General features: G+C 39.2%; 26 protein-coding genes. 19 read left to right on the top strand and 7 right to left on the bottom strand.

Going from position 1 to position 22865, the window contains the following annotated elements; genetic code table 11:
* Window positions 1–54 precede the first annotated feature (54 nt).
* From HYD28_10830 to HYD28_10795, 8 genes are all read left to right on the top strand, one after another.
* A complete protein-coding gene (locus HYD28_10830) occupies window positions 55–1212 on the top strand; it encodes an acyl-CoA dehydrogenase family protein (GenBank protein ID QLE09409.1) in 1158 nt (385 codons plus the stop codon).
* A 10-nt stretch (window positions 1213–1222) separates the two neighbouring features.
* Window positions 1223–2002 (top strand): enoyl-CoA hydratase, encoded by a 780-nt coding sequence (locus HYD28_10825; GenBank protein QLE09408.1) that lies wholly within the window; start codon window positions 1223–1225, stop codon window positions 2000–2002.
* Window positions 2002–3144 carry an enoyl-CoA hydratase/isomerase family protein gene (locus HYD28_10820; GenBank protein QLE09407.1) on the top strand — a complete coding sequence of 381 codons (1143 nt, stop codon included), beginning with the start codon at window positions 2002–2004 and terminating at the stop codon, window positions 3142–3144. Before HYD28_10825 ends, HYD28_10820 begins: the two co-directional genes overlap by 1 nt.
* A gap of 17 nt (window positions 3145–3161) precedes the next feature.
* Window positions 3162–4052, top strand: a complete 891-nt coding sequence (gene mmsB, locus HYD28_10815) for a 3-hydroxyisobutyrate dehydrogenase (GenBank protein QLE09406.1) — start codon at window positions 3162–3164, stop codon at window positions 4050–4052.
* A gap of 9 nt (window positions 4053–4061) precedes the next feature.
* Window positions 4062–4823 carry an SDR family oxidoreductase gene (locus HYD28_10810; GenBank protein ID QLE09405.1) on the top strand — a complete coding sequence of 254 codons (762 nt, stop codon included), beginning with the start codon at window positions 4062–4064 and terminating at the stop codon, window positions 4821–4823.
* 106 nt (window positions 4824–4929) lie between these two features.
* Window positions 4930–5418 carry a hypothetical protein gene (locus tag HYD28_10805; protein ID QLE09404.1) on the top strand — a complete coding sequence of 163 codons (489 nt, stop codon included), beginning with the start codon at window positions 4930–4932 and terminating at the stop codon, window positions 5416–5418.
* A gap of 55 nt (window positions 5419–5473) precedes the next feature.
* Window positions 5474–7297: a serine/threonine protein kinase gene (locus HYD28_10800; GenBank protein ID QLE09403.1), complete on the top strand. Its 1824-nt coding sequence runs from the start codon at window positions 5474–5476 to the stop codon at window positions 7295–7297.
* A 403-nt stretch (window positions 7298–7700) separates the two neighbouring features.
* Window positions 7701–7913, top strand: coding sequence for a CPXCG motif-containing cysteine-rich protein (locus HYD28_10795; protein ID QLE09402.1), 213 nt, complete (start codon window positions 7701–7703; stop codon window positions 7911–7913).
* 73 nt (window positions 7914–7986) lie between these two features.
* Here HYD28_10795 and gloA read toward each other — a convergent pair whose 3' ends face one another.
* From gloA to HYD28_10775, 4 genes are all read right to left on the bottom strand, one after another.
* On the bottom strand, window positions 7987–8517 hold the full coding sequence (gloA, locus tag HYD28_10790) for a lactoylglutathione lyase (GenBank protein QLE09401.1): 531 nt from the start codon (window positions 8515–8517) through the stop codon (window positions 7987–7989).
* A gap of 196 nt (window positions 8518–8713) precedes the next feature.
* Window positions 8714–9130, bottom strand: coding sequence for a VF530 family DNA-binding protein (locus tag HYD28_10785; GenBank protein QLE09400.1), 417 nt, complete (start codon window positions 9128–9130; stop codon window positions 8714–8716).
* Window positions 9131–9220: 90 nt separating this feature from the next.
* The gene (locus tag HYD28_10780) at window positions 9221–10213 is read right to left on the bottom strand and encodes an oxidoreductase (protein ID QLE09399.1); all 993 of its coding nucleotides are present in this window, start codon (window positions 10211–10213) and stop codon (window positions 9221–9223) included.
* Window positions 10214–10273: 60 nt separating this feature from the next.
* Window positions 10274–10906 carry a TetR family transcriptional regulator C-terminal domain-containing protein gene (locus HYD28_10775; protein QLE09398.1) on the bottom strand — a complete coding sequence of 211 codons (633 nt, stop codon included), beginning with the start codon at window positions 10904–10906 and terminating at the stop codon, window positions 10274–10276.
* A gap of 374 nt (window positions 10907–11280) precedes the next feature.
* Between HYD28_10775 and rmf the strand changes: the two genes are divergently transcribed.
* Window positions 11281–11451 (top strand): ribosome modulation factor, encoded by a 171-nt coding sequence (gene rmf, locus HYD28_10770; protein ID QLE09397.1) that lies wholly within the window; start codon window positions 11281–11283, stop codon window positions 11449–11451.
* Window positions 11452–11529: 78 nt separating this feature from the next.
* On the opposite strand, the gene fabA is transcribed toward rmf, so the two are convergent.
* Window positions 11530–12045, bottom strand: coding sequence for a bifunctional 3-hydroxydecanoyl-ACP dehydratase/trans-2-decenoyl-ACP isomerase (gene fabA / locus HYD28_10765; GenBank protein ID QLE09396.1), 516 nt, complete (start codon window positions 12043–12045; stop codon window positions 11530–11532).
* 207 nt (window positions 12046–12252) lie between these two features.
* On the opposite strand from fabA, the gene HYD28_10760 reads away from it, so the two are divergent.
* The 5 genes from HYD28_10760 to HYD28_10740 all read left to right on the top strand — a co-directional run bounded on the left by HYD28_10760 (window position 12253) and on the right by HYD28_10740 (window position 15422).
* Window positions 12253–13110: a 6-carboxytetrahydropterin synthase gene (locus HYD28_10760; protein ID QLE09395.1), complete on the top strand. Its 858-nt coding sequence runs from the start codon at window positions 12253–12255 to the stop codon at window positions 13108–13110.
* Entirely contained in the window at window positions 13103–13921 is an 819-nt protein-coding gene (locus tag HYD28_10755; protein ID QLE09394.1) for a M23 family metallopeptidase, read from the top strand. The genes HYD28_10760 and HYD28_10755 overlap by 8 nt, the downstream gene beginning before the upstream one ends.
* 5 nt (window positions 13922–13926) lie before the next feature.
* A complete protein-coding gene (locus HYD28_10750) occupies window positions 13927–14361 on the top strand; it encodes an acyl-CoA thioesterase (GenBank protein ID QLE09393.1) in 435 nt (144 codons plus the stop codon).
* 145 nt (window positions 14362–14506) lie between these two features.
* Entirely contained in the window at window positions 14507–14716 is a 210-nt protein-coding gene (locus tag HYD28_10745) for a hypothetical protein (protein QLE09392.1), read from the top strand.
* A gap of 58 nt (window positions 14717–14774) precedes the next feature.
* Entirely contained in the window at window positions 14775–15422 is a 648-nt protein-coding gene (locus tag HYD28_10740) for an endonuclease/exonuclease/phosphatase family protein (GenBank protein ID QLE09391.1), read from the top strand.
* On the opposite strand, the gene HYD28_10735 is transcribed toward HYD28_10740, so the two are convergent.
* Together HYD28_10735 and HYD28_10730 are read right to left on the bottom strand one after the other, a co-directional pair.
* Window positions 15395–15799, bottom strand: a complete 405-nt coding sequence (locus HYD28_10735) for a response regulator (protein ID QLE09390.1) — start codon at window positions 15797–15799, stop codon at window positions 15395–15397. The two genes, HYD28_10740 and HYD28_10735, sit on opposite strands and share 28 nt — an antisense overlap.
* On the bottom strand, window positions 15796–16713 hold the full coding sequence (locus tag HYD28_10730; protein ID QLE09389.1) for a glycosyltransferase family 2 protein: 918 nt from the start codon (window positions 16711–16713) through the stop codon (window positions 15796–15798). Before HYD28_10730 ends, HYD28_10735 begins: the two co-directional genes overlap by 4 nt.
* 220 nt (window positions 16714–16933) lie before the next feature.
* Here HYD28_10730 and HYD28_10725 point away from each other — a divergent pair, with 220 nt between their 5' ends.
* From HYD28_10725 to HYD28_10705, 5 genes are read left to right on the top strand one after another with little or no spacing between them, the layout of a single operon-like run.
* Complete coding sequence (locus tag HYD28_10725) at window positions 16934–18085, top strand: glycosyltransferase (protein QLE09388.1); 1152 nt, start codon at window positions 16934–16936, stop codon at window positions 18083–18085.
* Between the two features lie 9 nt (window positions 18086–18094).
* Complete coding sequence (locus HYD28_10720) at window positions 18095–19513, top strand: oligosaccharide flippase family protein (protein QLE09387.1); 1419 nt, start codon at window positions 18095–18097, stop codon at window positions 19511–19513.
* A complete protein-coding gene (locus HYD28_10715) occupies window positions 19497–20861 on the top strand; it encodes an O-antigen ligase family protein (protein QLE09386.1) in 1365 nt (454 codons plus the stop codon). Before HYD28_10720 ends, HYD28_10715 begins: the two co-directional genes overlap by 17 nt.
* Window positions 20854–21564, top strand: coding sequence for an acyltransferase (locus HYD28_10710; GenBank protein QLE09385.1), 711 nt, complete (start codon window positions 20854–20856; stop codon window positions 21562–21564). The genes HYD28_10715 and HYD28_10710 overlap by 8 nt, the downstream gene beginning before the upstream one ends.
* A complete protein-coding gene (locus HYD28_10705; protein ID QLE09384.1) occupies window positions 21561–22697 on the top strand; it encodes a glycosyltransferase in 1137 nt (378 codons plus the stop codon). The genes HYD28_10710 and HYD28_10705 overlap by 4 nt, the downstream gene beginning before the upstream one ends.
* Window positions 22698–22865 lie beyond the last annotated feature (168 nt).

The following is a 22865-nucleotide window of genomic DNA, read 5'->3' as shown; positions in this document are numbered from 1 at the left end:
AACGACAACAATCGTTATTCACACAAGAATAAGACAACAAAATAGAGGTCTACTATGGACTTTAATTTAACCGAAGATCAGCAAGCGTTTGCTGAAACAGCCCGTCAGTTTGCAGAGTCTGAACTTGCTCCATACGCAGCTAAGTGGGACCAAGAACACATTTTCCCTAAAGACACGATAAAAGCAGCCGGTGAGCTTGGCTTTTGTGGTTTATATACCCCAGAAGAAGCGGGTGGCTTAGGTTTATCTCGCCTAGATTCAAGCATTATTTTTGAACAGCTTGCCATGGGTTGTACAGCAACGACCGCTATGTTGACCATTCATAATATGGCAACGTGGATGATTGCAAGCTTTGGTACTGATGAAGTTAAAGCCCAGTACTGTGAACAATTAGTGATGGGTGAGTTACTTGCTTCTTACTGTTTAACTGAGCCTGGCTCTGGCTCTGATGCGGCATCGCTAAAAACCAAAGCAGTAAAAGAGGGCGATGAGTATGTGATCTCAGGCTCTAAGATGTTTATCTCGGGTGCTGGTGAAACTGACTTACTCGTTGTTATGGCTCGCACTGGTGGCGAAGGCGCAGCAGGTATTTCGGCTTTTGTTGTTCCTGCTGACGCAGCGGGTATTGAATACGGTAAAGCTGAAGAAAAAATGGGCTGGAATGCCCAGCCAACACGCTTAATTAGTTTTGAAGGTGTAAGAGTTCCTGCGGCTAACTTATTAGGCCAAGAAGGCGAAGGCTTTAAGTTTGCAATGCAAGGCTTAGACGGGGGTCGTATTAATATTGCTACCTGTTCATTAGGTACAGCACAAGCAGCTCTTAATACTGCTCGCGAATACCTAAAAGAACGTGAGCAATTTGGTAAGCCATTAGCTGCTTTCCAAGCATTGCAGTTCAAAATTGCCGATATGAACACAGAACTTGTTGCGGCTCGTCAAATGGTTCGCTTAGCGGCATTTAAACTAGATACCGGTGATAGCGAAAAAACCACTTATTGTGCAATGGCAAAACGTTTTGCAACAGATGTTGGTTTTAAAGTCTGTGATGATGCACTGCAAATTCACGGTGGTTACGGTTACATCAAAGAATACCCATTAGAGCGTCATTTTAGAGACGTACGTGTGCATCAAATACTTGAAGGCACAAACGAAATCATGCGTGTGATTATCGCACGTCGTATCTTAGCCGAGTCAGCTGGCGACATTCTATAAGGAGCATACTATGTCTAATCCATCGATTGATTTAAATATTGAAGGTAACGTAGCGGTTTTAACCATGAACAACCCGCCAGCGAATACCTGGACACAAGATACATTAACAGCACTTAAAGAGACTGTGACTGAGCTAAATGCCAACAAAAATGTGTATGCATTAGTGATCACAGGTCAAGGTGAAAAGTTCTTTAGCGCTGGTGCCGATTTAAACGTGTTTGCCAGTGGTGACAAAGGTGTAGCTGCAACTATGTCAAAAGTGTTTGGTGATGCATTTGAAGCACTAACCAATTTCCGTGGCGTATCAATCGCGGCAATTAATGGTTATGCCATGGGCGGCGGCCTTGAAGTTGCACTTGCTTGTGATATTCGTATTGCCGAAGAGCAAGCACAAATGGCATTACCAGAAGCAAAAGTTGGCTTACTGCCATGTGCTGGTGGTACGCAAAATCTTGCATGGCTTGTAGGTGAAGGCTGGGCAAAACGCATGATCTTATGTGGCGAGCGCCTAAAAGCAGACAAAGCACGCGAGATAGGCCTTGTTGAAGAAGTGGTTGGCGCTGGCGAAAGTTTAGCTGCGGCAATGAAACTTGCTAACCAAGTTGGCGAGCAAAGTCCGGTTGCTGTTACTGCATGTAAAGAGCTTATTCAAAAAGGTCGCACGCAGCCAATGGCTCATGCTTTACCACTAGAGCGTGAGTTATTTGTACAATTATTTGATACGCAAGACCAAAAAGAAGGTGTGAATGCGTTCTTAGAAAAGCGTAAAGCTAATTGGGTAAATGGCTAATGACTAATGTAACACTACTAAATCATCAAGATGCGCCTGTGGTGTTTGAAACTGCTGAGGCCGCAAGTGGCCTCATTGCAATTGCTACACTCAATGCGCCAAAATCGTTAAACGCCTTAAATTACGACATGATCCAACTGCTTGAGCCTCAGCTTAGAAAATGGGCTGAAGATGACACTGTTGCCATGGTTATTTTAAAAGGTGCTGGCGAAAAAGCATTTTGTGCCGGTGGCGATGTAGTAAGCCTGCATAAAGCAATGAGCACGGGTGAGCCAGCTAATTACATCGAAGATTTTTTTACCCTTGAGTATAAATTAGACTATCTGATTCATTGCTATGAAAAACCAATTTTACTTTGGGGTAATGGCATTGTTATGGGTGGCGGCTTAGGTTTAATGGCAGGGGCAAGTCACCGCGTGGTAACAGAAACCTCTCGTATTGCAATGCCTGAGCTTACCATTGGTTTATACCCTGATGTTGGTGGCAGTTATTTCTTACATAAAATGCCTGAGCAAGTTGGTCTATTTTTAGGATTAACTGCAGCGTCTATCAATGCTGAAGATGCATTGTTTGTTAATCTTGCTGATCACTATGCAACTGCCGATAAATATGATGCTATGTTAACGGCTATCACTGATGAAAAGTGGGGCAAAACAGCTTCATTAAATCACGAAAAGCTGACTAAAATTTTAATCTCGATTGATAATATTTCAGGCCGCGTACCTAAAGGAAACGTAAAGGATAATCTTGAGGTTATTCAAAAGTTGGCTGAATTTGACTCATTGCAGGGCAAAATCGACTACATCCAAGGTTTAGATACCGAAGACAAATGGCTCACACGTGCGCAAAAGTCATTAGCGCATGGTTGTCCGCTTAGTTGTGCGCTGGTTGAACGTCAATTAGCAAACTCAAAAGAGATGACATTAGCACAGTGCTTCAAAATGGAACTAGGCATGTCGGTACGCTGTGGCGAAGTAGGCGAGTTCCAAGAAGGGGTCCGTGCGCTATTAATCGACAAAGACGGTGCACCTAACTGGCAGTTTAAATCGCTTAGCGATATCGACGAAGTAGTTGTAGATAGCTTCTTTACACCACGCTGGGATGAGCAAACTCATCCACTCAATTCGTTAACTTCATCTTAAGTCCAAGGGGTAAACAAATGGCTAAATTAACAATAGGATTTATTGGTTTAGGCAACATGGGTGGCCCGATGGCGGCAAACCTTGTTAATGCGGGTCACACAGTTCGTGTGTTTGACTTAAATAAAACAGCAGTAAGTGAACTTGCCGATAAAGGTGCAGTTGCTGCAAATGATGCGGCTGAGTGTGCCATTGGTGCAGATATATTTATCAGTATGCTTCCGGCAAGCAAGCATGTTAAGTCGCTTTACTTAGGTGAAACGGGTCTTATCAACTTACTTGATAGCAAAACCTTAGTCATTGACTGCTCAACCATTGACGCAGAGTCAGCGCGTCAGGTGGGCAGCGAACTTGCTCAAAAAGGCATTGATTTTGTTGATGCGCCGGTATCAGGTGGTGTTGCTGGTGCAACAGCAGGCACTTTAACCTTTATCGTTGGTGGTGAGCAAAGCCACTTTGAAAAAGCTAAGCTTGCTTTAGTTGATATGGGTAAAAACATCTTCCATGCTGGTGATATTGGCGCTGGCCAAGTGGCAAAAATATGTAACAACATGCTGCTAAGCATTTTAATGGCTGGTACTAGCGAAGCACTACAAATGGGCATTAACAACGGGCTTGATCCAAAAGTGTTAAGTGACATCATGACTGCAAGCTCTGGCCGTAACTGGACGCTTGAGCTTTACAATCCATGCCCTGGTGTAATGGAAACAGCACCAGCAAGTAATGATTATAAACCTGGCTTTATGGTTGATTTGATGGCAAAAGACTTAGGTCTTGCTATGGAAGCGGCTCAACAAAGTAATTCATCTACCCCAATGGGGTCAATGGCGAAGAATTTATACACTATGCTTCAGCATCAAGGTGCAGGTAGTGATGATTTTAGCGCTATTTTTAAATTATTCTCGAAGTAGGAGTTTGTTGTGGAAATTAAAAACAACAACATCGTAATTACAGGTGGTGCGCAAGGTTTAGGCTTTGCGATGGCCGAAAAATTTGCATCACTTGGTGCTAACATTGCACTTATAGATATGCAACAAGACGTACTTGATACTGCAGTATCTGCACTTTCTAAACATGGCACAAAAGTGATGGCTTATGCTGCCAATGTGACCGATGAAGACGCTGTTGTAGCAACGTTTAATACTATTAACAAAGACTTTGGCCATATCGGTGTGTTAATTAACAATGCAGGTATCTTACGCGATGGTATGTTTATTAAAGCGAAAGAAGGCAAAGTGGTTGATAAAATGTCGTTGGCTCAGTTTCAATCAGTGATTGATGTGAATCTTACCGGTGTATTTTTAGCAGGACGTGAAGCTGCGAGCCACATGATTGAGTCAGGCAAAGGTGGCGTTATCGTTAATATGTCTAGCGTTGCACGCGCTGGCAACATAGGCCAAACAAACTATGCTGCATCTAAAGCCGGTGTTGTTGCGATGACAACAGGTTGGGCGAAAGAGTTAGGTCGTTTTGGTATCCGTGTTGGTGCAATTGCACCAGGTGTTATTCGCACAGCAATGACAGATGCAATGAAACCAGAAGCAAAACAACGCATGATGGCGGTAACGCCTGTCGGTCGTTTTGGTGAAGCTGAAGAAATAGCTCAAACAGCACAATACATTGTAGAGAATGATTTCTTTACGGGTCGTGTTGTTGAAATTGATGGCGGTATTCGCCTTTAATTTTAATTGGTAACCCTTTACCAATTGAAAGTACCAAAACGGTAAGCCTAGCTTGCCGTTTTTTTATATTTAAAGTATTTTAAATTCATAATGATAAGGAGATTTTATGAATAGTGATGGCATTACAGTATCAATGAGCAAGGGAATTAAAGCTAACTTCAAACTGGGTGAACATTTAATTGAATACTGGGGTTCTGCTTACTCAGGTAAAGAAGTTCTGAAAGTAGACGGTGAATTAATAGCAGAATCACGTAACTTTAAAACAAAATCTGTTCATGAGTTTAATATTGATGGTAAATCCTGTCAGTTGTGTATAAGCGTTAAACCCTTCTTCAAGTTCTCAGCTGTTATATCATTAGAGTGTGAAGGTGAATTAGTACAACGCTACAGACTCACATACGGTAAAACACGAAAAGTCGCTTGGTATTTCAGGTATCTCGATCTCTTAGCATTTTTTGTTTTGGGATGGATATTCATGGCAGAAGTTATATCACTCAACGAGCTTATTTTACTTGCTGGCGCCATCTTAATTTTTTCAGAATTAGTCTTTAAAAATCATGGCTGGATCATCGAAGAGCAAAAGCCTTGTAATTAACTGTCTAGCATTCAATAATTAAGCGGTTAAATGCCGCTTAACTTTGAGAGATGCAGTGAATCCCAAACAAATCCGCAATTTTTATATCAATGAAGAACAGTCTGTTTATTTGCTGTCTCACCATGATGCTAAAAAGCACCGTCAATGGCTTAACATATGTATTAAACAACTTACCTTGCTTGGTTACAGTGACGTTGAATTAATTGGTTCTGGAGCGTTTGGATTTGTTTTTGCGGGTGTTGATGATGAAGGCTTACCTTGGGTATTTAAGTTTTCACGTATAACCCTTGCACAAAGTGTACGTGATCGCCTAGAAGACGAAGCCTACATGCTCTCGCAAGTTAATAACCCGCTGGTGCCCAAATTTTATGCTTTTGAACGCATTAAAAAGCAAGGTATTTTAATGATGGAGCGCGCTCTAGGTGAAGACTTAGAGAAAATATCCATCAAACAGGGGCGTTTTAGTGCAGCAAAAGTCATGGCGCTGGCTCTTAGGCTACGCAATGTGCTGGTAGATTTGCGTGAACACAAAAATGGTCTAAGTCCACAGCCAATTGTGCATGGCGATATTAAACCCTCTAATATTGTTTATGATGAACAAACCAATAAATTGTCGTTGGTAGACTGGGGCAGCTCTGTTTATGCACAAATAGACGCTGAAGGGAATCCGGTTGCCAGCAATTTTATGGATCTTATGTCTGCTGATATAAGCACCACGAATGCACGTATGGGTGATGTGTATTTTATTGGTGACGAGCAAATGTCAGGTGGACAATCATCGCCACGATTTGATGAACAAGGTGTTGCATCAACTCTTTATGCATTAGCCTCTGCTCAATCTTGCCGATTTGGTGCAGCGGTTATTCCGGCTACAAGCTTAAATTTACCTATGGAGCTTGCCCGAGTCATTGATGGTATGCTTTCAAAAAATAAGGCCACTCGCGATGGGGCGGGTGATTATTTTATGCGTAATATGCCTACAATGGCTAAAGCTTACCTACCTGAGCTACCTTGTAAAGTCATTCGCCCTTATATTCCTTATTGGTTTAGTGAGTTTGATGAGCACCCAGATACGGTGGTTTACAGCTCACGTAAGCAATTTTTAAGGCAAGCCGACCATAATCAACAATTACTTGATGTAAATGACGCTCAGCTCGATAGATACTACAAAGAGTTTTTATTTGATACCGGCGACACCGAAAAAGCTTTTCTGGCATCAATAAGCCGTTTAGCTAAATACCCGGTAGTAGGGGGCTTGAGCTTTCATTGGAAAGAAAACTCCCTGTTTGTTGAGTCTTCACTTATTCTGCATGATGAAACACTTGGCACTGCGTTTACCGATGCCATAAACAACACTGTGATGTTGGCGCAGGGAATTGAACAAAAAGGTCTCTTTAAATGTTGCCTGTTTGATGCACGTAAAACCATTCAGCTGGAACGGGATGGCACCGGTGCATTTAAGTTTGAGCATTTACCTGAGCTTGATTATGAAGTAATGGATTTACAAGCCTCAGACGTAACCAGACCGCATTCTTACTTTGAAGATGGTAAAGACCCAGATGAGCAGTTACAGCTCCCGAAAAAGGTCATTAAGTGCGTATTTGAGCTAAACCAAATACACCATACTGGCTGCATCATTTTTGAAGCCTTACCTGATAGGATGAAAATACATCATTACTATCGTTTGCTTGATGCCAGTAAAGAGCCTGAATTTAAACGCTTATTAAGCAAGCTTATGCAATATGCTGTCAATATCACTGATGTCGGTGTGGCAGGCTTTATGAAGCTACCTTACAAAAATACCCGTGAATTTGATTTGTGCACTAAACAGCCTGATGAGTTTTATCCGCGAGATCCAAAAAGAGTGTTAGACATCTGAGCCTTCTGCCTTTGGCTTATACATCGGCTAGTGAGAAAGACAAAATTGGCAACCACCTTTTCGTTCAAAATGGGTAACTGGGCACATATCAGAATGGGATTGTGAGTAGTACTTTCATTTACCATTTCCTTTTATAGGTGTTCGGTGGCTAGATTTGTGCTTTATAGAAGAAGTGGTAGACGTCAGAGGGAATCAATCTATAAAAGAGCATGATCATTCTCAGAGGTTAACTGAGCTTTTAGATAAGATAGGTTTATCTTACGAAAAAGGCAAAACAACTATAAGGGTTTGGGGATATCTTCCTAAGTGCCATGAGCTTTTTGATACAACCTAATAATTACATGTTTGAATTTATTTAAATAAAAATTACTAACAGTAATCTCAATAATAAGGAACATAACTGATGAATCAATTAACAGAGAAAAGGATTACTTGTCCTTATTGTGGTGAGCAAATAGAAATCTTGCTAGATCCAGCAGACTTGGATCAGCAGTACATCGAAGATTGTCAGGTTTGTTGTAAGCCAATAAACTTTTTAGTTTTTGAAAGCATAGATCAAGAGCTTTCAGTTACAGTATCAAGTGATGATGAAAGTAGTGGTTTTTCTAATTTTTAGAAATTAGATTGTAAGAATTCTAAGTTATGAAATATAAAACCTGCTAAATAGCAGGTTTATGAGTGATTGACTTTTACTTATGCTCTTCAATTATCTCAGTGATCCCTTCAGCTGAGAGTATCTCTATCCAATAGCCATCTGGGTCTTTAATAAAGGCTAAGCCTTTCATTGAGCCATCGTCAGGTTTTTTAACAAACTCAACATCGTATTTTGCAAAGCGCTCGCATGCTGCGTACACGTCTGGCACGCTAATACCGATATGACCAAAGCCTTTTGGTTCATCATTACCACTGTGGTAACCAGCAAAACTGTCGTCGTTTTCTGTGCCCCAATTATGTGTAAGCTCGATAAGAGCAGGGCGGCGAAATACCCACTGTGCTTTTTCTTTATCGCTGCCTGTTGGCATGTCTTGCTCATAACCTAAAAAGTACAGTGTAAACTCCATTTTAGGGAAGTCATATTTACCCAATAACTTCATGCCTAAAACGTTTTGGTAGAAATCTAAAGATGGCTTTGGATCTTTAATTCGCAACATTGTTTGTTGCATTACGTAATCTTGCGTTGCGTTTGCGATTTGTTCAGGTGACTCGTTGTAGTTAGACATACACATCCTTTTTAACTCAAATTACTGATGATGCAATCAGTCTAACATAATCAGGTTACCCTTAAATTAATAACAAATATTATTGACGTGTTTAGGTAGCACTTCAATTCTTAACTTACTAACTCACTCATATAAAAAAACCGCCCAACAGGCGGCTCATTTCAACTTATAGCATAAAACTTACAGCTTTTGTCGATCAATTACCCCAAGGGTTACTCGCATTTGAACGCTGCTTACGTGCTCGTGCTTGCTGCTTGGCTTCTTTTTTAGCATGAATGCGTTTGGCGTCGGTAAAACTTAACTCACAAGGATCACCTGGTTTTTGATCAGCAGGGATCACACGATCGCGAGGTGGCAATTCATAGTTTACATCATCAGGGCGTGGTAAGTTTTTAAGACGATACAAATAAAAGTTTTCTACTTTTTCTTGTGCCCATTGGGTTTTACGTAAAAACTTAACCGCAGATTTAACATCAGGATTATTTTTAAAGCAGTTTAGACGCATATAGGCGTGGAGTAATTCCCAGCCATATTGTTCGACAAGCTCTGTTACGACTTGCTCGATACCAACACCTTGCAGTGGGTTGTTGCTGAAAATTTCTTTATTACTCATTAGACTGTCCGGTATTACAAAACTAGGGTAAGTATAATTGCCTTTACCCTAGTTTTATAGCTAACTTGCTAAGAATGTTTGTTTTCGAGCTTATTCTTTGCAATTAACCACAACGCGGCCGCGAATTTCACCTTTTAGTAACGCTTCTGCATTTGCTATCGCTTGTGAAAGAGGAATTTCTTGCGATATGGTATCTAGGTATTGTGTTTCAACAAGCTCGCTTAAACGCTGCCATGCTTCAATGCGGTCTTCTTTAGGACGCATTACACTATCTATACCCATAAGGCTTATACCGCGAAGGATAAACGGCGCGACTGTTGCTGGGAAGTCCATGCCTTGTGCTAAACCACACGCTGTTACAACACCACCATATTTTATTGATGCACACACATTTGCAAGTGTGTGGCTACCTACTGAATCAATTGCACCAGCGAATTGTTCTTTAGCTAGTGGTTTGCCCGGTGACGAAAATTCATCACGCGATAAAACACGTTTTGCACCTAATTTTTCAAGGTGCTGTGCTTCATTCATGCGGCCTGTTGTAGCAACAACATCAAAGCCAAGCTTGTTTAATAAATAGATAGCAAAACTACCCACGCCACCATTACCACCAGTTACAAGGACTTCGCCACTTTGCGGCGTGATACCTTGTTTTTCTAAAGCAATAATACTTAGCATAGCTGTATAACCAGCTGTTCCTATTTGCATTGCTTGCTTTGGTGTTAAGTTAGCGGGTAGGGGGATCAGCCAATCACTACTCATTGATGCTTTTTCGCTAAGACCGCCTAGGTATTTTTCACCAACCCCAAAGCCATTTAATAATACTTTATCCCCTACTTTAAATTCATCACTGTTAGATTCGCTAACAGTGCCAGCAAGGTCGATGCCTGGGATCATTGGAAATGTTCTTACTACTGGGCCTTTACCAGTGATAGCTAAAGCGTCTTTGTAATTTAAGGTACTGTAGTCAACATCAATATTTACATCGTGCTGGTGGATATTTTCTACGGGAAAGTCTGTGTACTCGGCATGATAGCCTTGATCATCTTTGTTTATAACTACCGATTTTACTGATGTTGTCATGTTGACTCCTTTTAGACCGATCGTCTTTTAATGGTTAAAATAAAACCGTTTAAAACGGCTTTATAAAATTAAGCGTAAAAATTGTGCTGTATAAAGGGTAAGCGGTTCACTTGATTTATCAAGTTTAGAGCGCATTACTGCACCCTCCCAGCCAATCCAAAAAAATTCAGCAAGCATCTTACAATCTGATGCTTGGGGTATTTGTTTTAGCTTTTTAGCGTCAAGTAAGCACTGTTCAATTAATGCTTGCCAGCTATTGTAAGCCTTTTTGATGCGTTCAATCATGAAATCATCAAGGTAACTGAGTTCTTGGTTTAAATTGCCAATTAAGCACCCACGTGTAAATTCAAATTTTGCCATCCCTTGTTTAGCATCATTTGCAAACAGCACAATTCTCTCAAGAGGTGTTGTAGCTTCGTTTGTTAAATGGCGTTTTAACTTTGCTTGAAAATAATTGTCATAAGCATCGATGAGTGCTAAGCCAAAATCATTTTTACTTTTGAAATAATGATAAAAAGACCCTTTTGGCACTTGAGCCGATTTTAAAATTAAATCAATGCCTGTTGCGCTAAAGCCTTTTTCGGTCAATACAGCTAAGCCCGTATTAATTAATAGGGCACGAGTATCTGCATTTGAACGCGCTATTTTGGGTGGCCTGCCGCGACGGCTTGGCACTTTGCTATGTTTTTCCATGACGACTATATTAGACCGATCGGTTTTTAATATGCAAGAATTAATTTGACTAAATTGTAATCATCATAAATTTGTCATGATTACAATTTAAATGGGAACTTTGCTAAAAAAGTGTTGGTCATAATTTAGGAGGCTAAAAAGAGCTGTATCGTGTTTAGCTGAATTTAAGTGTATTTATAGGTCGTTTTAGATGAAGAGGTACGACCACTTAGTCATTTTAAATGTTAATTCATTTGAGCATCAGCATGTTAGTTATTGTCAAACTATTTAATTGTTTTTTGCCATTTGAATTTAACAGTTTTATTAACTATTCATTAAATGTAGATGTCAATTTCGCTACATATCTATAAATATAAAAGGTGAGGATATTACCTATGAAGAGACAGAAAAGAGATCGTTTAGAAAGAGCTCATTCTCAAGGTTATAAAGCAGGCTTGGCAGGCCGTTCAAAAGAACAATGCCCTTATCAACAAATCGACCCTAAATCTGAATGGTTGGGTGGCTGGCGAGAGGCCATTGAAAACCGTAATATGTTCAAAACTTAATATAGGCACCTTATTCACGCAAAAAAGCCCCATCAAGGGGCTTTTTTGTACCTGCTATTTTGTATCTTAAATTAAAGATTAAAACGCAGATGTATCTTGGAAAAGACCTACTTTTAGATCTTTTGCTTCATAAATAACGCGGCCATCGACTTCAACAGTACCATCAGCCATACCCATGAATAATTTACGTTTAATAACACGCTTCATGTCTAAACGGTAAGTTACTTTTTTAGCTGTTGGTAAGATTTGACCTGTGAATTTAACTTCACCTACACCAAGTGCACGACCAAGACCTGGACCACCAGACCAACCAAGGAAGAAACCAACTAATTGCCACATTGCATCTAGGCCTAGACAACCTGGCATTACCGGGTCACCTTTAAAGTGACAGTCGAAGAACCAAAGATCAGGGTTGATATCTAGTTCTGCAACGATCTGACCTTTACCGTGCTCACCACCGTCAGCAGTGATAGAGATAATGCGGTCCATCATTAGCATGTTGTCACTTGGTAAACGACAGTTGCCTTCACCGAACATTTCACCTTGACCACAAAGGACCAATTCTTCTTTTGTATAGCTGTTTTTAGGTTCCATAACTCTTATTCATCGCTTAGAAATTGCCCCGTACTTTAGCGTACACTTGTACGCTAAACAACTCGGAGCAGTTAATTTTTTGCTATTTTTCGCTTGTTTTATGACCATTTAATTAAAGTGTCGCTGATAAAGGGAGATAAAACCGCGCATTGTGAAGTAAAAATCATTATAATTGCTGTGATTCTTTAACCAGTCTAAAGGAAATTTATGATCCTTTTTGTAAACTCACTAACAGTGATTGATTTTTCTTACTTGTGTAATAAACGCGGCGCAGTTGGCGAGAGCTGGATTGTGGATTTAACTCTGCACGGTCAATTAAATGATGAGTCGATGGTCCTTGATTTTGGTTTAGTCAAAAAACAGATTAAGGGCATTATTGATAACTGTATCGACCATAAACTTGCTGTGCCTAACAGTCTAAACGGTTCAATTATAAAGCATGCTGATCACAGCGTGTTAGATTGTCACTTTGGTGATAATTACCACTTAGCTATGAGTGCTCCAAATCAAGCATTTTGTTTAATTGATGCTGATATTGTAGATGAAAAATCGGTAACTGAGTTTTTAATTAAAACTATTATGCCTGAGTTACCTAGCAACATTGAAAAGATTGAAATTAATTTATACCCAGAGCACAGCCAAAGCTTTTACTATCACTATAGTCACGGTCTTAAAAAGCACGATGGTAATTGTCAGCGTATTATTCATGGTCATCGCTCACAAATTGGTATTAGCCTTGATGGTATGGCTATGCCTCGCTTACAAAAAGAGTGGGCAGATAAATGGGAAGACATTTATTTAGCAACAGCTGAAGATGAAATTAATAAATCAGACCTTAAGCATGTAACAGCACAAGATAACGATGTATGTTTTGCTTATACATCACAGCAAGGCTATTTTGAAATGGCGATTGATAAGTCACGCTGCGACATTTTACCTTGCGATACTACGGTTGAGTGCATTGCAGACTACTTAAGTTCACAAGTTAAAAACCAATACCCTGAATCAGAAGTAAAAATTACAGCTTATGAAGGGGTTGGCAAGGGGTCTATAAGTTATGCGTAAAGGATTACTAATAGCAGCATTTGCAGGATTGTTTTCTTTAACTGCAAGTGCTGTTGAATTAAAAGGACATTTAACTCAAGGCGGTTTAGTAACAGGTCAAATTGAAGGCGCTAAAAGTGTTAGCTTCAATGGTGAGTCTCTTAAGCTTTCAACAAATGGTGAGTTTGTTTTCGGCTTTGGTCGTGATGCTAAGACAAATCATAGCCTTTCTTGGGTTGATAGTGCTGGTGTAAGCCACGAACAAGCAATTGTGATCACTAAGCGTGATTACAAAATTGATAAAATCACCGGTGTTGCAAAAAAATATGTTTCGCCCCCTAAAGAAGTGTCTGAACGTATTAGCCGTGAAGCTGTTGCTGTTCGTAAAGCTAGACAAGTTAATTCTGATTTACGTTATTTTTTAGATCCCGTTTATAAGCCTGCAGTTGGGCGAATTTCTGGTGTTTATGGTAGCCAGCGCTACTTTAATGGTGAACCACGTCGACCACACTTTGGATTAGACATTGCCAATAAAACGGGTAGTCCAGTGTATGCCCCAGTCAGCGGCACAGTGGTTTTTGCTGATGCTGACTTATATTACTCTGGTGGTACTTTAATTCTTGACCATGGCCATGGCGTTACCTCTACTTACATCCATTTAAGCAAATTAGATGTAAAAGTAGGGGATGAAATTAAGCGTGGCGATAAAATTGCTGAGATCGGCGCGACTGGTCGCGTAACTGGCCCTCATTTAGACTGGCGTTTTAATTGGAAGAATGAACGCCTTGATCCTGCGCTAATGATGCAAGATACATTAGCTAATAAAAAGTAGAGACTATGACACAACAAATCGATCGTGACGCTATTATTGCAAAGCGTATTGCTGACTCAACAACATCAGTAACAAAAACTGTTTTTCCTGGCCGTACCAACCACCACAATACTTTATTTGGCGGTGACGCGTTGGCGTGGATGGATGAAGTAGCGTTTATTGCTGCTACACGTTTTTGTCGTAAGCCACTTGTAACGATTTCGTCTGACCGTGTAGATTTTAAAGAAGCCATTCCGGCTGGTACATTCGCAGAGCTTATCTCTAAAGTTGTACATGTAGGTAATACCAGCCTTAAAGTAGACGTTGAAATCTTTTTAGAAAGAATGCACAAAGATGACAAGCACTTAGCTATTTCAGGTAGCTTTACGTTTGTTGCTGTTGATGATAACCACAGACCAACTCCGGTAGTTTGCGATAAAATGATTAACGGTTTCGAGTAAGACTTACTGTAAGTTTAAAGTGAATTAAGTACCTTCGGGTGCTTAATTTTTTACAACAAAAGAACACATCATACTATTTATGTTATATGAATCTATCAGCAAGGAACAAAATATGCAGCTATAAGTAATCAAAGGGGGGAGTGCGATGCGTTTAATATTACTGGTTATTTATATATTAATTATATTGTTGGCTTTTAATCAACTCGAAGGTTACCTGTTTGATTTAGCAGGCGCTTTGCGTGGCGTGCTGATTATATGTAGCTTATTACCTGCAATACTTTTATTGTTATGGAATAAAAAGCTTTCTTTTTGTTTAGTTTTTTTAAGTATTGGCTTAGTTTCTATTTCACTTTAAACCTTACTCATCATCTGAAGCTGTTAAAAATTCCGATATCAAAATCGCACAAGTAAATTTGCAATATAGCAATCCTAACTTAGCACAGATCATCGACAGTCAATTTTTAGGTACGCAAAATGATATCTTGGTACTGTTTGAGTTTAATGATACGCAGCGCCATGTGCTTGATGAACTCAACACGCAATATCATTTGTTTGGTTATGCTGAAGTTGAAGGGGCACCATTTGGCATTCTTGTTATCTCCAAGCTACCTATTGTGCAAAGGCAAATTAAACGCTTTGATAATCCTAAACTTGGCTATGTAAAACTTAGTTTCTTGTACAATAACATTATGTTAAATAGTGTTTTTTTTCATCCTCCATCACCTAGAACTCATACTTTATGGAGTCAGAGAAATAGTGTATTAAGTGAAGTTAGTAATGAAATTAAAAACTTGAAAGGGAGTTGGTTAGTTGCCGGTGATTTTAATACAGTACCTTGGTCACGGTACTTTATAAAGACTAAAAGCAGTTGCTTTAATCGCGCAGATTTTTATACAAGTTGGTCTTTCAATAATCAGCTAAGTGATTTAAAAGTTTTGGGTTTACCAATAGATCACTGCTTAGTGAGTGAAAACATTTCTTTATCTAATGTTGGTGTTAACTCAGTAAACGGCAGCGACCACAAACTGCTGCACTATGAACTCACATTTTCTACGCATTGATTAAATTTAAGGTGACTATTTTCAATTAATATATCAACCAGCATAGTTAGTTCAAAGTTATCCCAAGGTTTTGCGGTAATCATATTAGCTATATTATTGTTAAGTGCACTTTTAGAAGCTTCTAGCTCTGCATAGCCAGTAATCAAAAGGCGAGAGCAGTTCGGCTGTAGCAATTTAATATCCTCTAAAACAGCAAAACCACTGATTGCAGGCATAAGCAAATCACAAATGACTAAACTAATTGGGTTCTTTTTCGCATACTCAATTGCCGATAGAGGGTCGTTGAAACAAATTACATGGTTGTTAGTACCTAATAACCGTTTTAGCGACCTTAAAATTGCTTCATCATCATCGATGATTACAATGTTTTTTTTCATGAATGCGCTCCAAATAAGTGCTTCAAGTCATACAGCATATGTTTAAAGTTTCGTTTATGAGGGAATAGCCAAAAGGCTCTGTTTGAATACATAAGTGCTTTTGAATACTGACCAAGTTCACGGTAGAACTCGCCATAGCATTCACTTAATCGTGCTTTAATTTTTTTTCGTTCATTGTTTGATACAACAGATTGGTTACGATTAATAATTTCGACCATCGCTGCTAATCTATTTTCTCTATTTGATGTTATAGAGTTAGCACGCATTAGATAGTGCATTGCACACAGGGTTGAATAACCTACATAACCTTTTTTAGCTATTTTTAACCAGCAATCTAAATCGGTAGCGCTACTTAACTTATTATCAAAACCACCCACCTCAACAATGGCAGAGCGCTTAACCATGACCGACGAAGTGCCAACAATGTTGGTGGTGATCATTTGGCTTATTGGATTATCAAGAAATTGGAAGTCTGTGTTTTCTTCGTTGCATTTAAACTCAGGCCAGTAATCAAAACAGCCAATTATATCTTCGTTCTTTTCATTAAAATGCATGTAGTCAGTAAAACTTAACACGCAATCTGGGTGTTTTTTATGAAATGATAACTGAGCTGCAAGTTTATCTGCTGACCAATAATCATCGGCATCTAAAAAAGCTAAGTACTCTGACTTTGCTTGCGTAATTGCCAGGTTACGAGCAGCGACAACCCCTTTTCTTTGTTGGCTAAAGATGCGTACTTCACTTTTGTCAGCAGCTAGTTGCTCAAGGTATTCTTTGCTGCCATCTGTAGAGCCATCATCAACAATAATGATTTCAAAATTTACATTTTTTTGCTGGTAAATGCTGTTAATACACGTATCTAGATACTGCAAACAGTTGTAGTTGGGAATGATAATACTGACTTGGCTGTTCATAATATGCTCCAAAAGCATTAATTTACGTATTGAAGGATACGCAATTTAAAAGCCAGCTTTAAATCTGTATTTTCTGTTAAATTACTCAGCCTTTTCTCTTTGTGCGTTGCATTTTGCAAATCTTCGGTAATTTTTTATCTCAATTCGGGAATATTTCGGTTTTTTTGCTGGGTATGGAACTTGCCATAGCTCTTATAACAGTTTTTATAGGAGCGTTTTTATGAAGCACATTGCTATTTTGGTCCCAAGCTTTCCGATTGCATCTGAAACATTTGTTGTTACGGAAATTAAAGCTCTTTTAAATGCAGGGCATAAGGTGACAGTTCTTACATTTGAAAAAACCAGTGTGTTGATTAACTTAACCAGTGTCATTGAAGTTAAAAAAATCACTAAACCTGCGTTTAAATTGATCTTACCTTCTATGTTTAACATTTATAAGTTAGCAAGGGCAACGCATACTGCAGCTCAATTTAAATCAATTTCAACACAATCATTACTTGCGTATGGTTATCAAATTGCACGCTATATAAAAGCAGCAAAGATAGACCATTTACATTGTCATTTTATGCATGGCCCACTTGCATACGGCATCGTTGCAGCAAAACTATCAGGCATTACCGTGTCTTCTATTGGCCACGGTCATGATGTTTACGTTAACAACGCAGATTTAAAACCAAAACTAGCACTTTGTGATTTTTCGATTGCTGTTTGTGAAGAAATGGCTATGCAATTTAAGCGCTTTTCAAAGAGCAATGTTAAATTGCTGCATTGCGGTATCGATACCAGCCAATTTAAATTTGAACCATCTTCACTAAATGAATCTGTTCGGTTGATTTTCATTGGCCGCCTTGTCGAAAAGAAAGGTCTTCAATTTCTTTTACCCGCAATTAAGCATATTCCAAAAGAGTTTGGTATTACCCTCGATATAGTAGGGGACGGTCCAATGCTGAACGATTTAATGTACATGGCTGAAGAGTTAGGTATTCGTAAATATATACGCTTTCTAGGTGAAAAACCTCATGACTGGGTTAGTTCAAACCTGATTTTCTACTCAGCCCTTATTGCGCCTTTTTGCGTCGCAGAGAATGGCGACCGTGATACAGGCCCGTTAGTTTTAAAAGAAGCCATGGCTTGTGGCCTTCCTGTTCTCACTACCACGTTAATGGGAGCAAACGAAATTGTAACCCCAAGTGTTGGTATGAAATGTATGCCAGGTAGTATCTCCGGGCTTAGCAAAATGCTTTATAAATTTCACCAATTATCTCCACATAAGCGTTACCTACTTGGTCAAAATGCTAAGCAACATGTTAACGAGCGTTACAACGCAGTTAAGCAAGCTCAGCAACTTTCCAAATGGGTTGAATCTTTATAGGGAGGTTTTATGAGTAACTTAAAACAAATCGTTTACTTTGCTTTAGCAATATTTGCTGTTAAAGGTTTTGGCTTTTTGCTTTTACCAATAACTACACGCTTTTTAGAAAAAAGCGAATTTGGTGAGCTGAACTTTTTGGTGACCATGTCGGCGCTATGTTCTTTAGTGGTTTCGCTTGGTTTACCTGAGCTACTGCTAAAACAACAGTATCCATCTTTTCGTGAAAAAATGGCGTTATTTAGAGACTCTCTGGTATTAACAATCTGTTTTAGTGCGCTTTTTTTAGGCTGTAGCTTTATATTTAGCGAGCAAATTATTGCAACCTTACCTGCGCAAATAAAGGTGATTGATTTTAGGTTACTTATTTTAAATTTAACTTTTGCCTCGGTACTTGCTATCCCGTACACCTACTACCGTTTATTTGGCTACGCGCAAAAATATTGCTTTTTTAGTATTGCGCATACGGTCATGCAAACTTGCTTAACGGTCACTTTGTTAGTACTTGGCCTTAGTGTAACTGGTGTAATGATTTCTGGTGTGGTGTGTACCTTTATGATTATGTTAGTCACTTTGAGTGATATGCGACACGTACTTAAAGTGAGCTATTCACGTTTTAGCTGGAGAATAGAAAAATCACAGACGTTATTTTTAACATCAATTATCGCGTCAGGATTGTTTGTTTATGTAGGGAATGGTGCCGAGAACTGGTTCATTGTTGCACGGTTCAACGAGAGTGTTTTAGCAAGTTATTACGTCGCAGCACAATTCGCCATTATAACTTCATTTACCTTTGAGCCAATCCGACTTTGGTGGTTTGCTAAGCGCTTCAGCTTAATTAAGCAAGATAAAATACAATACCAAAATTATGCAATCATCTCGTTAAATGCAGGCTTAGCTATGTGTGTTTTAATGAGTTTACTGGCACCCATCGCTCTAAACTCTGTACTTCCTGCTGAATACCATGGCAAAGATAGCTGGCTGATTTTATTAATTATTGTTGTTGCCATACGCCATCACAGCGATATTTTTAATATAGGTTGCTACATGCACAAGAATGGTGTGTTTGTATCCTTAATTAACTTTATCACAGCGCTTTTAGGCCTAAGTCTACTGTATTTTTTAGTGCCCAACTTTGGAGTTGAAGGCGCAATTTTGTCGTTAATTATTATGCAAAGCTTTAAATTAGTTTGCCTTTACTCAGTTAGTCAATATTTAGAACCTCTAAATCTAAATTTTGCTGCATTAATTCCAAGCTGGTTAGCATTGGCCTCTATAACGTTTATCACATTACAGTTTAACGAGCTTAGTTATGCTAAATGGGTGGTGTGTTTAATTTATTTAGTTGGCCTAGTATTTCAATATAAATCTTTGATTAAGCATGTAATTACAAGCTTAATGAAGGAGCATCACTATGCTCAATTACTATAAACAAAATCAGTTATTCATTAATGGCATTTTAGTAACCTTACTTGTGGTTGTTACCTATGCCATTTTGGGCCCGATAGCAGTTTTTGCATTGCTGCTATTACCTTTTGCCGCTTTCACTGCAGTAAAGGTAAGTGTGGCTTTTATAATTTTGTTTATTTTATTTAGCTATTTTAGATTACACGAAGCTTTTCCTTTTTTAATGCCTTTTAAAATTCCCAAGCTACTTGCGCTTGCATCATTATTGGGAATAGCTTGGCACCTTTTTATCTCACAAAAATTAAAGCCGCATTGGCATACTAATCATCTGATTTTTTTTGCTTGGTTTATTTGGCTCACTATCTGTGTTTTTAGTGCCTCAAACCGCGGTTTAGCGATGGAGTACTGGTCAGGTGTACTAACAAAAGTACTCATTATGGTATTTGCAATCTCGTGGTGGATGAGCACATTAAAGCATTTTAATTTGGTTAGAATTGGCATCATGATCTCAGGTGCCGCCATTGCCTCAGTTGCCCTGAGTAATAAAATGAACGGTATTGGCCTAGTAGAAGGTACTCGCGTCACTATTTCGCGAGAACTTCGCTCGCAGCTTGGTGATCCTAACGATTTATCACTTGTAATGATGTTTCCCGTGTCTTTTTTAGCTGCTGAAGTATTTGATTCAAGTGCCCATAAATTTAGACGCATCATTGCATTTATTTGCTTAGTTATTGCAATTAGCGGTGTTATTGCCACGCAAAGCCGAGGTGGTTTACTTGGCATTGCTGCTGTACTTAGTTTCTTTATTTATCAAAAAGTTAAAAATCCGGTAGTTGTAGGCTGTATTGGAGCTGTGGGCATGTTAGCCATGGTTGCTTTTGCAGGTATTGCAGACAGACAAAGTGGCGGTTCTCATGAGGGCGGTGTTGATGAATCTGCTATGGGCCGTATTTACGCATGGCAAGCTGCAATCAATATGGCAATACATAATCCATTAACTGGGGTTGGGGTTAATAACTTTGTCGTTAATTACTATTTCTACAGCCCACATTGGGATGGCAAGAATCATGCAGTACACAGTACGTGGTTTCAGGTATTAGGTGAAACAGGCATCGTAGGAATATGCATTTTTGTATTAGTGATTGCCTGTATTTATCGCACCTTGAACCGTGTGTTCTTAATGAATAAACAGATTAATGACAAACAAATAGATGTAAATGCGAAAGCTCTAAAGGGCGGCCTAATTGGCTTTATGGTGTCAGGCACCTTTTTAACTCAGGCATTTACATGGCCTATTTATATCATTCTTGCTTTAACTATTGCATTAGAAAAGCTTGTAATTGATAGACAAAGGGAGAGCTCACATGAGTGAAAATATTAAACAATGGCTTAAATCAAGTGACAGCCCATTTGCAAAATCACTTTTTCAATTTGCGAAATCGATTCGCAATCCGCAAATGTGGGTTATCCCAGGTATTCATTCATTTATATATAAATTACATTTATTGGTTAAAACAGTAGTGAGTGAGCTAGGGCGCATTTTTTATTACACACCACTATTTAAAAGCCAAATCAAGGGCTCAAAAGCAAATTTATACCTATATTCTGGTATGCCGCAAATTTTAGGAAAACTTGAAATTAGCTGTAATGACAACACACGAATTAGTGGCATCAGTACTTTTTGTGGGCGTAGTCATGGTAATAACACACCCAAACTTATAATTGGCAGTAATGTAGATATTGGTTGGCAGAATGCGTTTTCTGTTGGTCGAAAAATCGTTTTAGAAGATGATGTTCGCCTTGCAGGTCGGGTATTTTTAGCTGGTTTTCCTGGTCACCCTCTAAACTCTGAAAGACGTGCTCTTGGTGAGCCTGATGATGAATGCCAAGTTGGCGATATCATTATCAAACAAGGCGCTTGGATAGGCACCGGCGCAACTGTGCTTGCAGGTGTAACAATAGGCGAGGGTGCTATAGTTGCTGCAAGCGCTGTAGTTACTAAAGATGTGCCAGCAAATACTATTGTTGCTGGCAATCCAGCTAAAACTGTTAAACAGCTGGAGGATTCGCTATGAAGTTTATTGTATTCGGCGAAGACTGGCAAAGTCACCCAAGTAGTACACAGCACCTATTTAAACAACTAGCAAAACAACATCAGGTTATTTGGATTAACTCGATTGGTATGCGAAAACCAACATTTCGCTTGATTGATGTGAAACGAGTTTTTAATAAATTAAAAAGCCTTTTTTTATCAAAGCCCTCAAGACCGAAAACGACGACAACCAAAACTGGCCAGAACATTAATTTAACAGCTCACACATTAGCGGTTTTACCTTGGCACGATAGCGTAATAGTAAGGCTATTTAATAAATGGATTTTTAATCGAAAAGGTTTCATAGATGATGAGCCAATAGTTTATTGGCTTAGTGTGCCTACTGCAATTAGTCTAATCTCACCGCGAGCGCAGGATAAAGTCATTTATTATTGTGGTGATGACTTCTCTGCACTTGCGGGGGTTGATCATAAAATGGTCGCGCCTTTTGAAAGTGACCTTATCGAAAAAGCTGACACCATCTATGTTGTGAGTGAGTTTCTTGCCAACAAAATGCCGAAATCTAAAGTTAAAATGCTTTCTCATGGTGTCGATTTAGAGCTTTTTACCACGCAAACCACAAAAGCCGTTGAACTTGAGCAAATAAGCAAACCAATTATTGGTTTCTATGGCTCCTTAAATGCGTGGCTTGATAAAGCCTTATTATTAAAACTAGCCAAAGAGAGACCTATGTATCAATTAGTATTGATAGGCCACATAGTAGAAAACTTCTCTGAGCTACTAAAGTTAGACAATGTAACCCATATACAAGCTGTAGAGCATGATCGCTTAGCTTCATTTTCACAGCATTGGCAGGTGTCAATTTTACCGTTTGTTGATAATGAACAGATCAGGGCCTGTGATCCACTTAAATTAAAAGAATACATAGCCACAGGCACACCGATTGTCACGACACGCTTTGCTGCGGTTAATCCGTACCAAGAGACCATATTAATAGCAGACAACCACCAGGGCTTTATTGAGCGTGTCGACTATGCTGTAAGCCTAAGTAAATCAAACAACTTGAATTGGCGAGCAAACCAATCTCGGCAGGCAAGTGATCATAGCTGGCAAGCAAAAGCCAAGCTAGTCTGTAAACAACTTAGGTTTTGCTAAATAAACCTTTCTACCCAAAGCCGCATCTTGTATCGATACAAGATGCGGCTTTTTTCATTTTGGCTCACTAACTGCAATTAACTAACTATCTATAGAAATTTCGGTTGTTTTTATCAATTTGCAAATTAAAACCGAGCAATTTCGCAAAATGCAAAGCAAAAGGTAAAG

The sequence above is a fragment of the Pseudoalteromonas shioyasakiensis genome, assembly GCA_013391845.1.
Lineage (GTDB): Bacteria > Pseudomonadota > Gammaproteobacteria > Enterobacterales > Alteromonadaceae > Pseudoalteromonas > Pseudoalteromonas apostichopi.
Note: the sequence above shows the minus strand (reverse complement) of the source record. Positions and strands in the feature narration are given on the sequence as shown.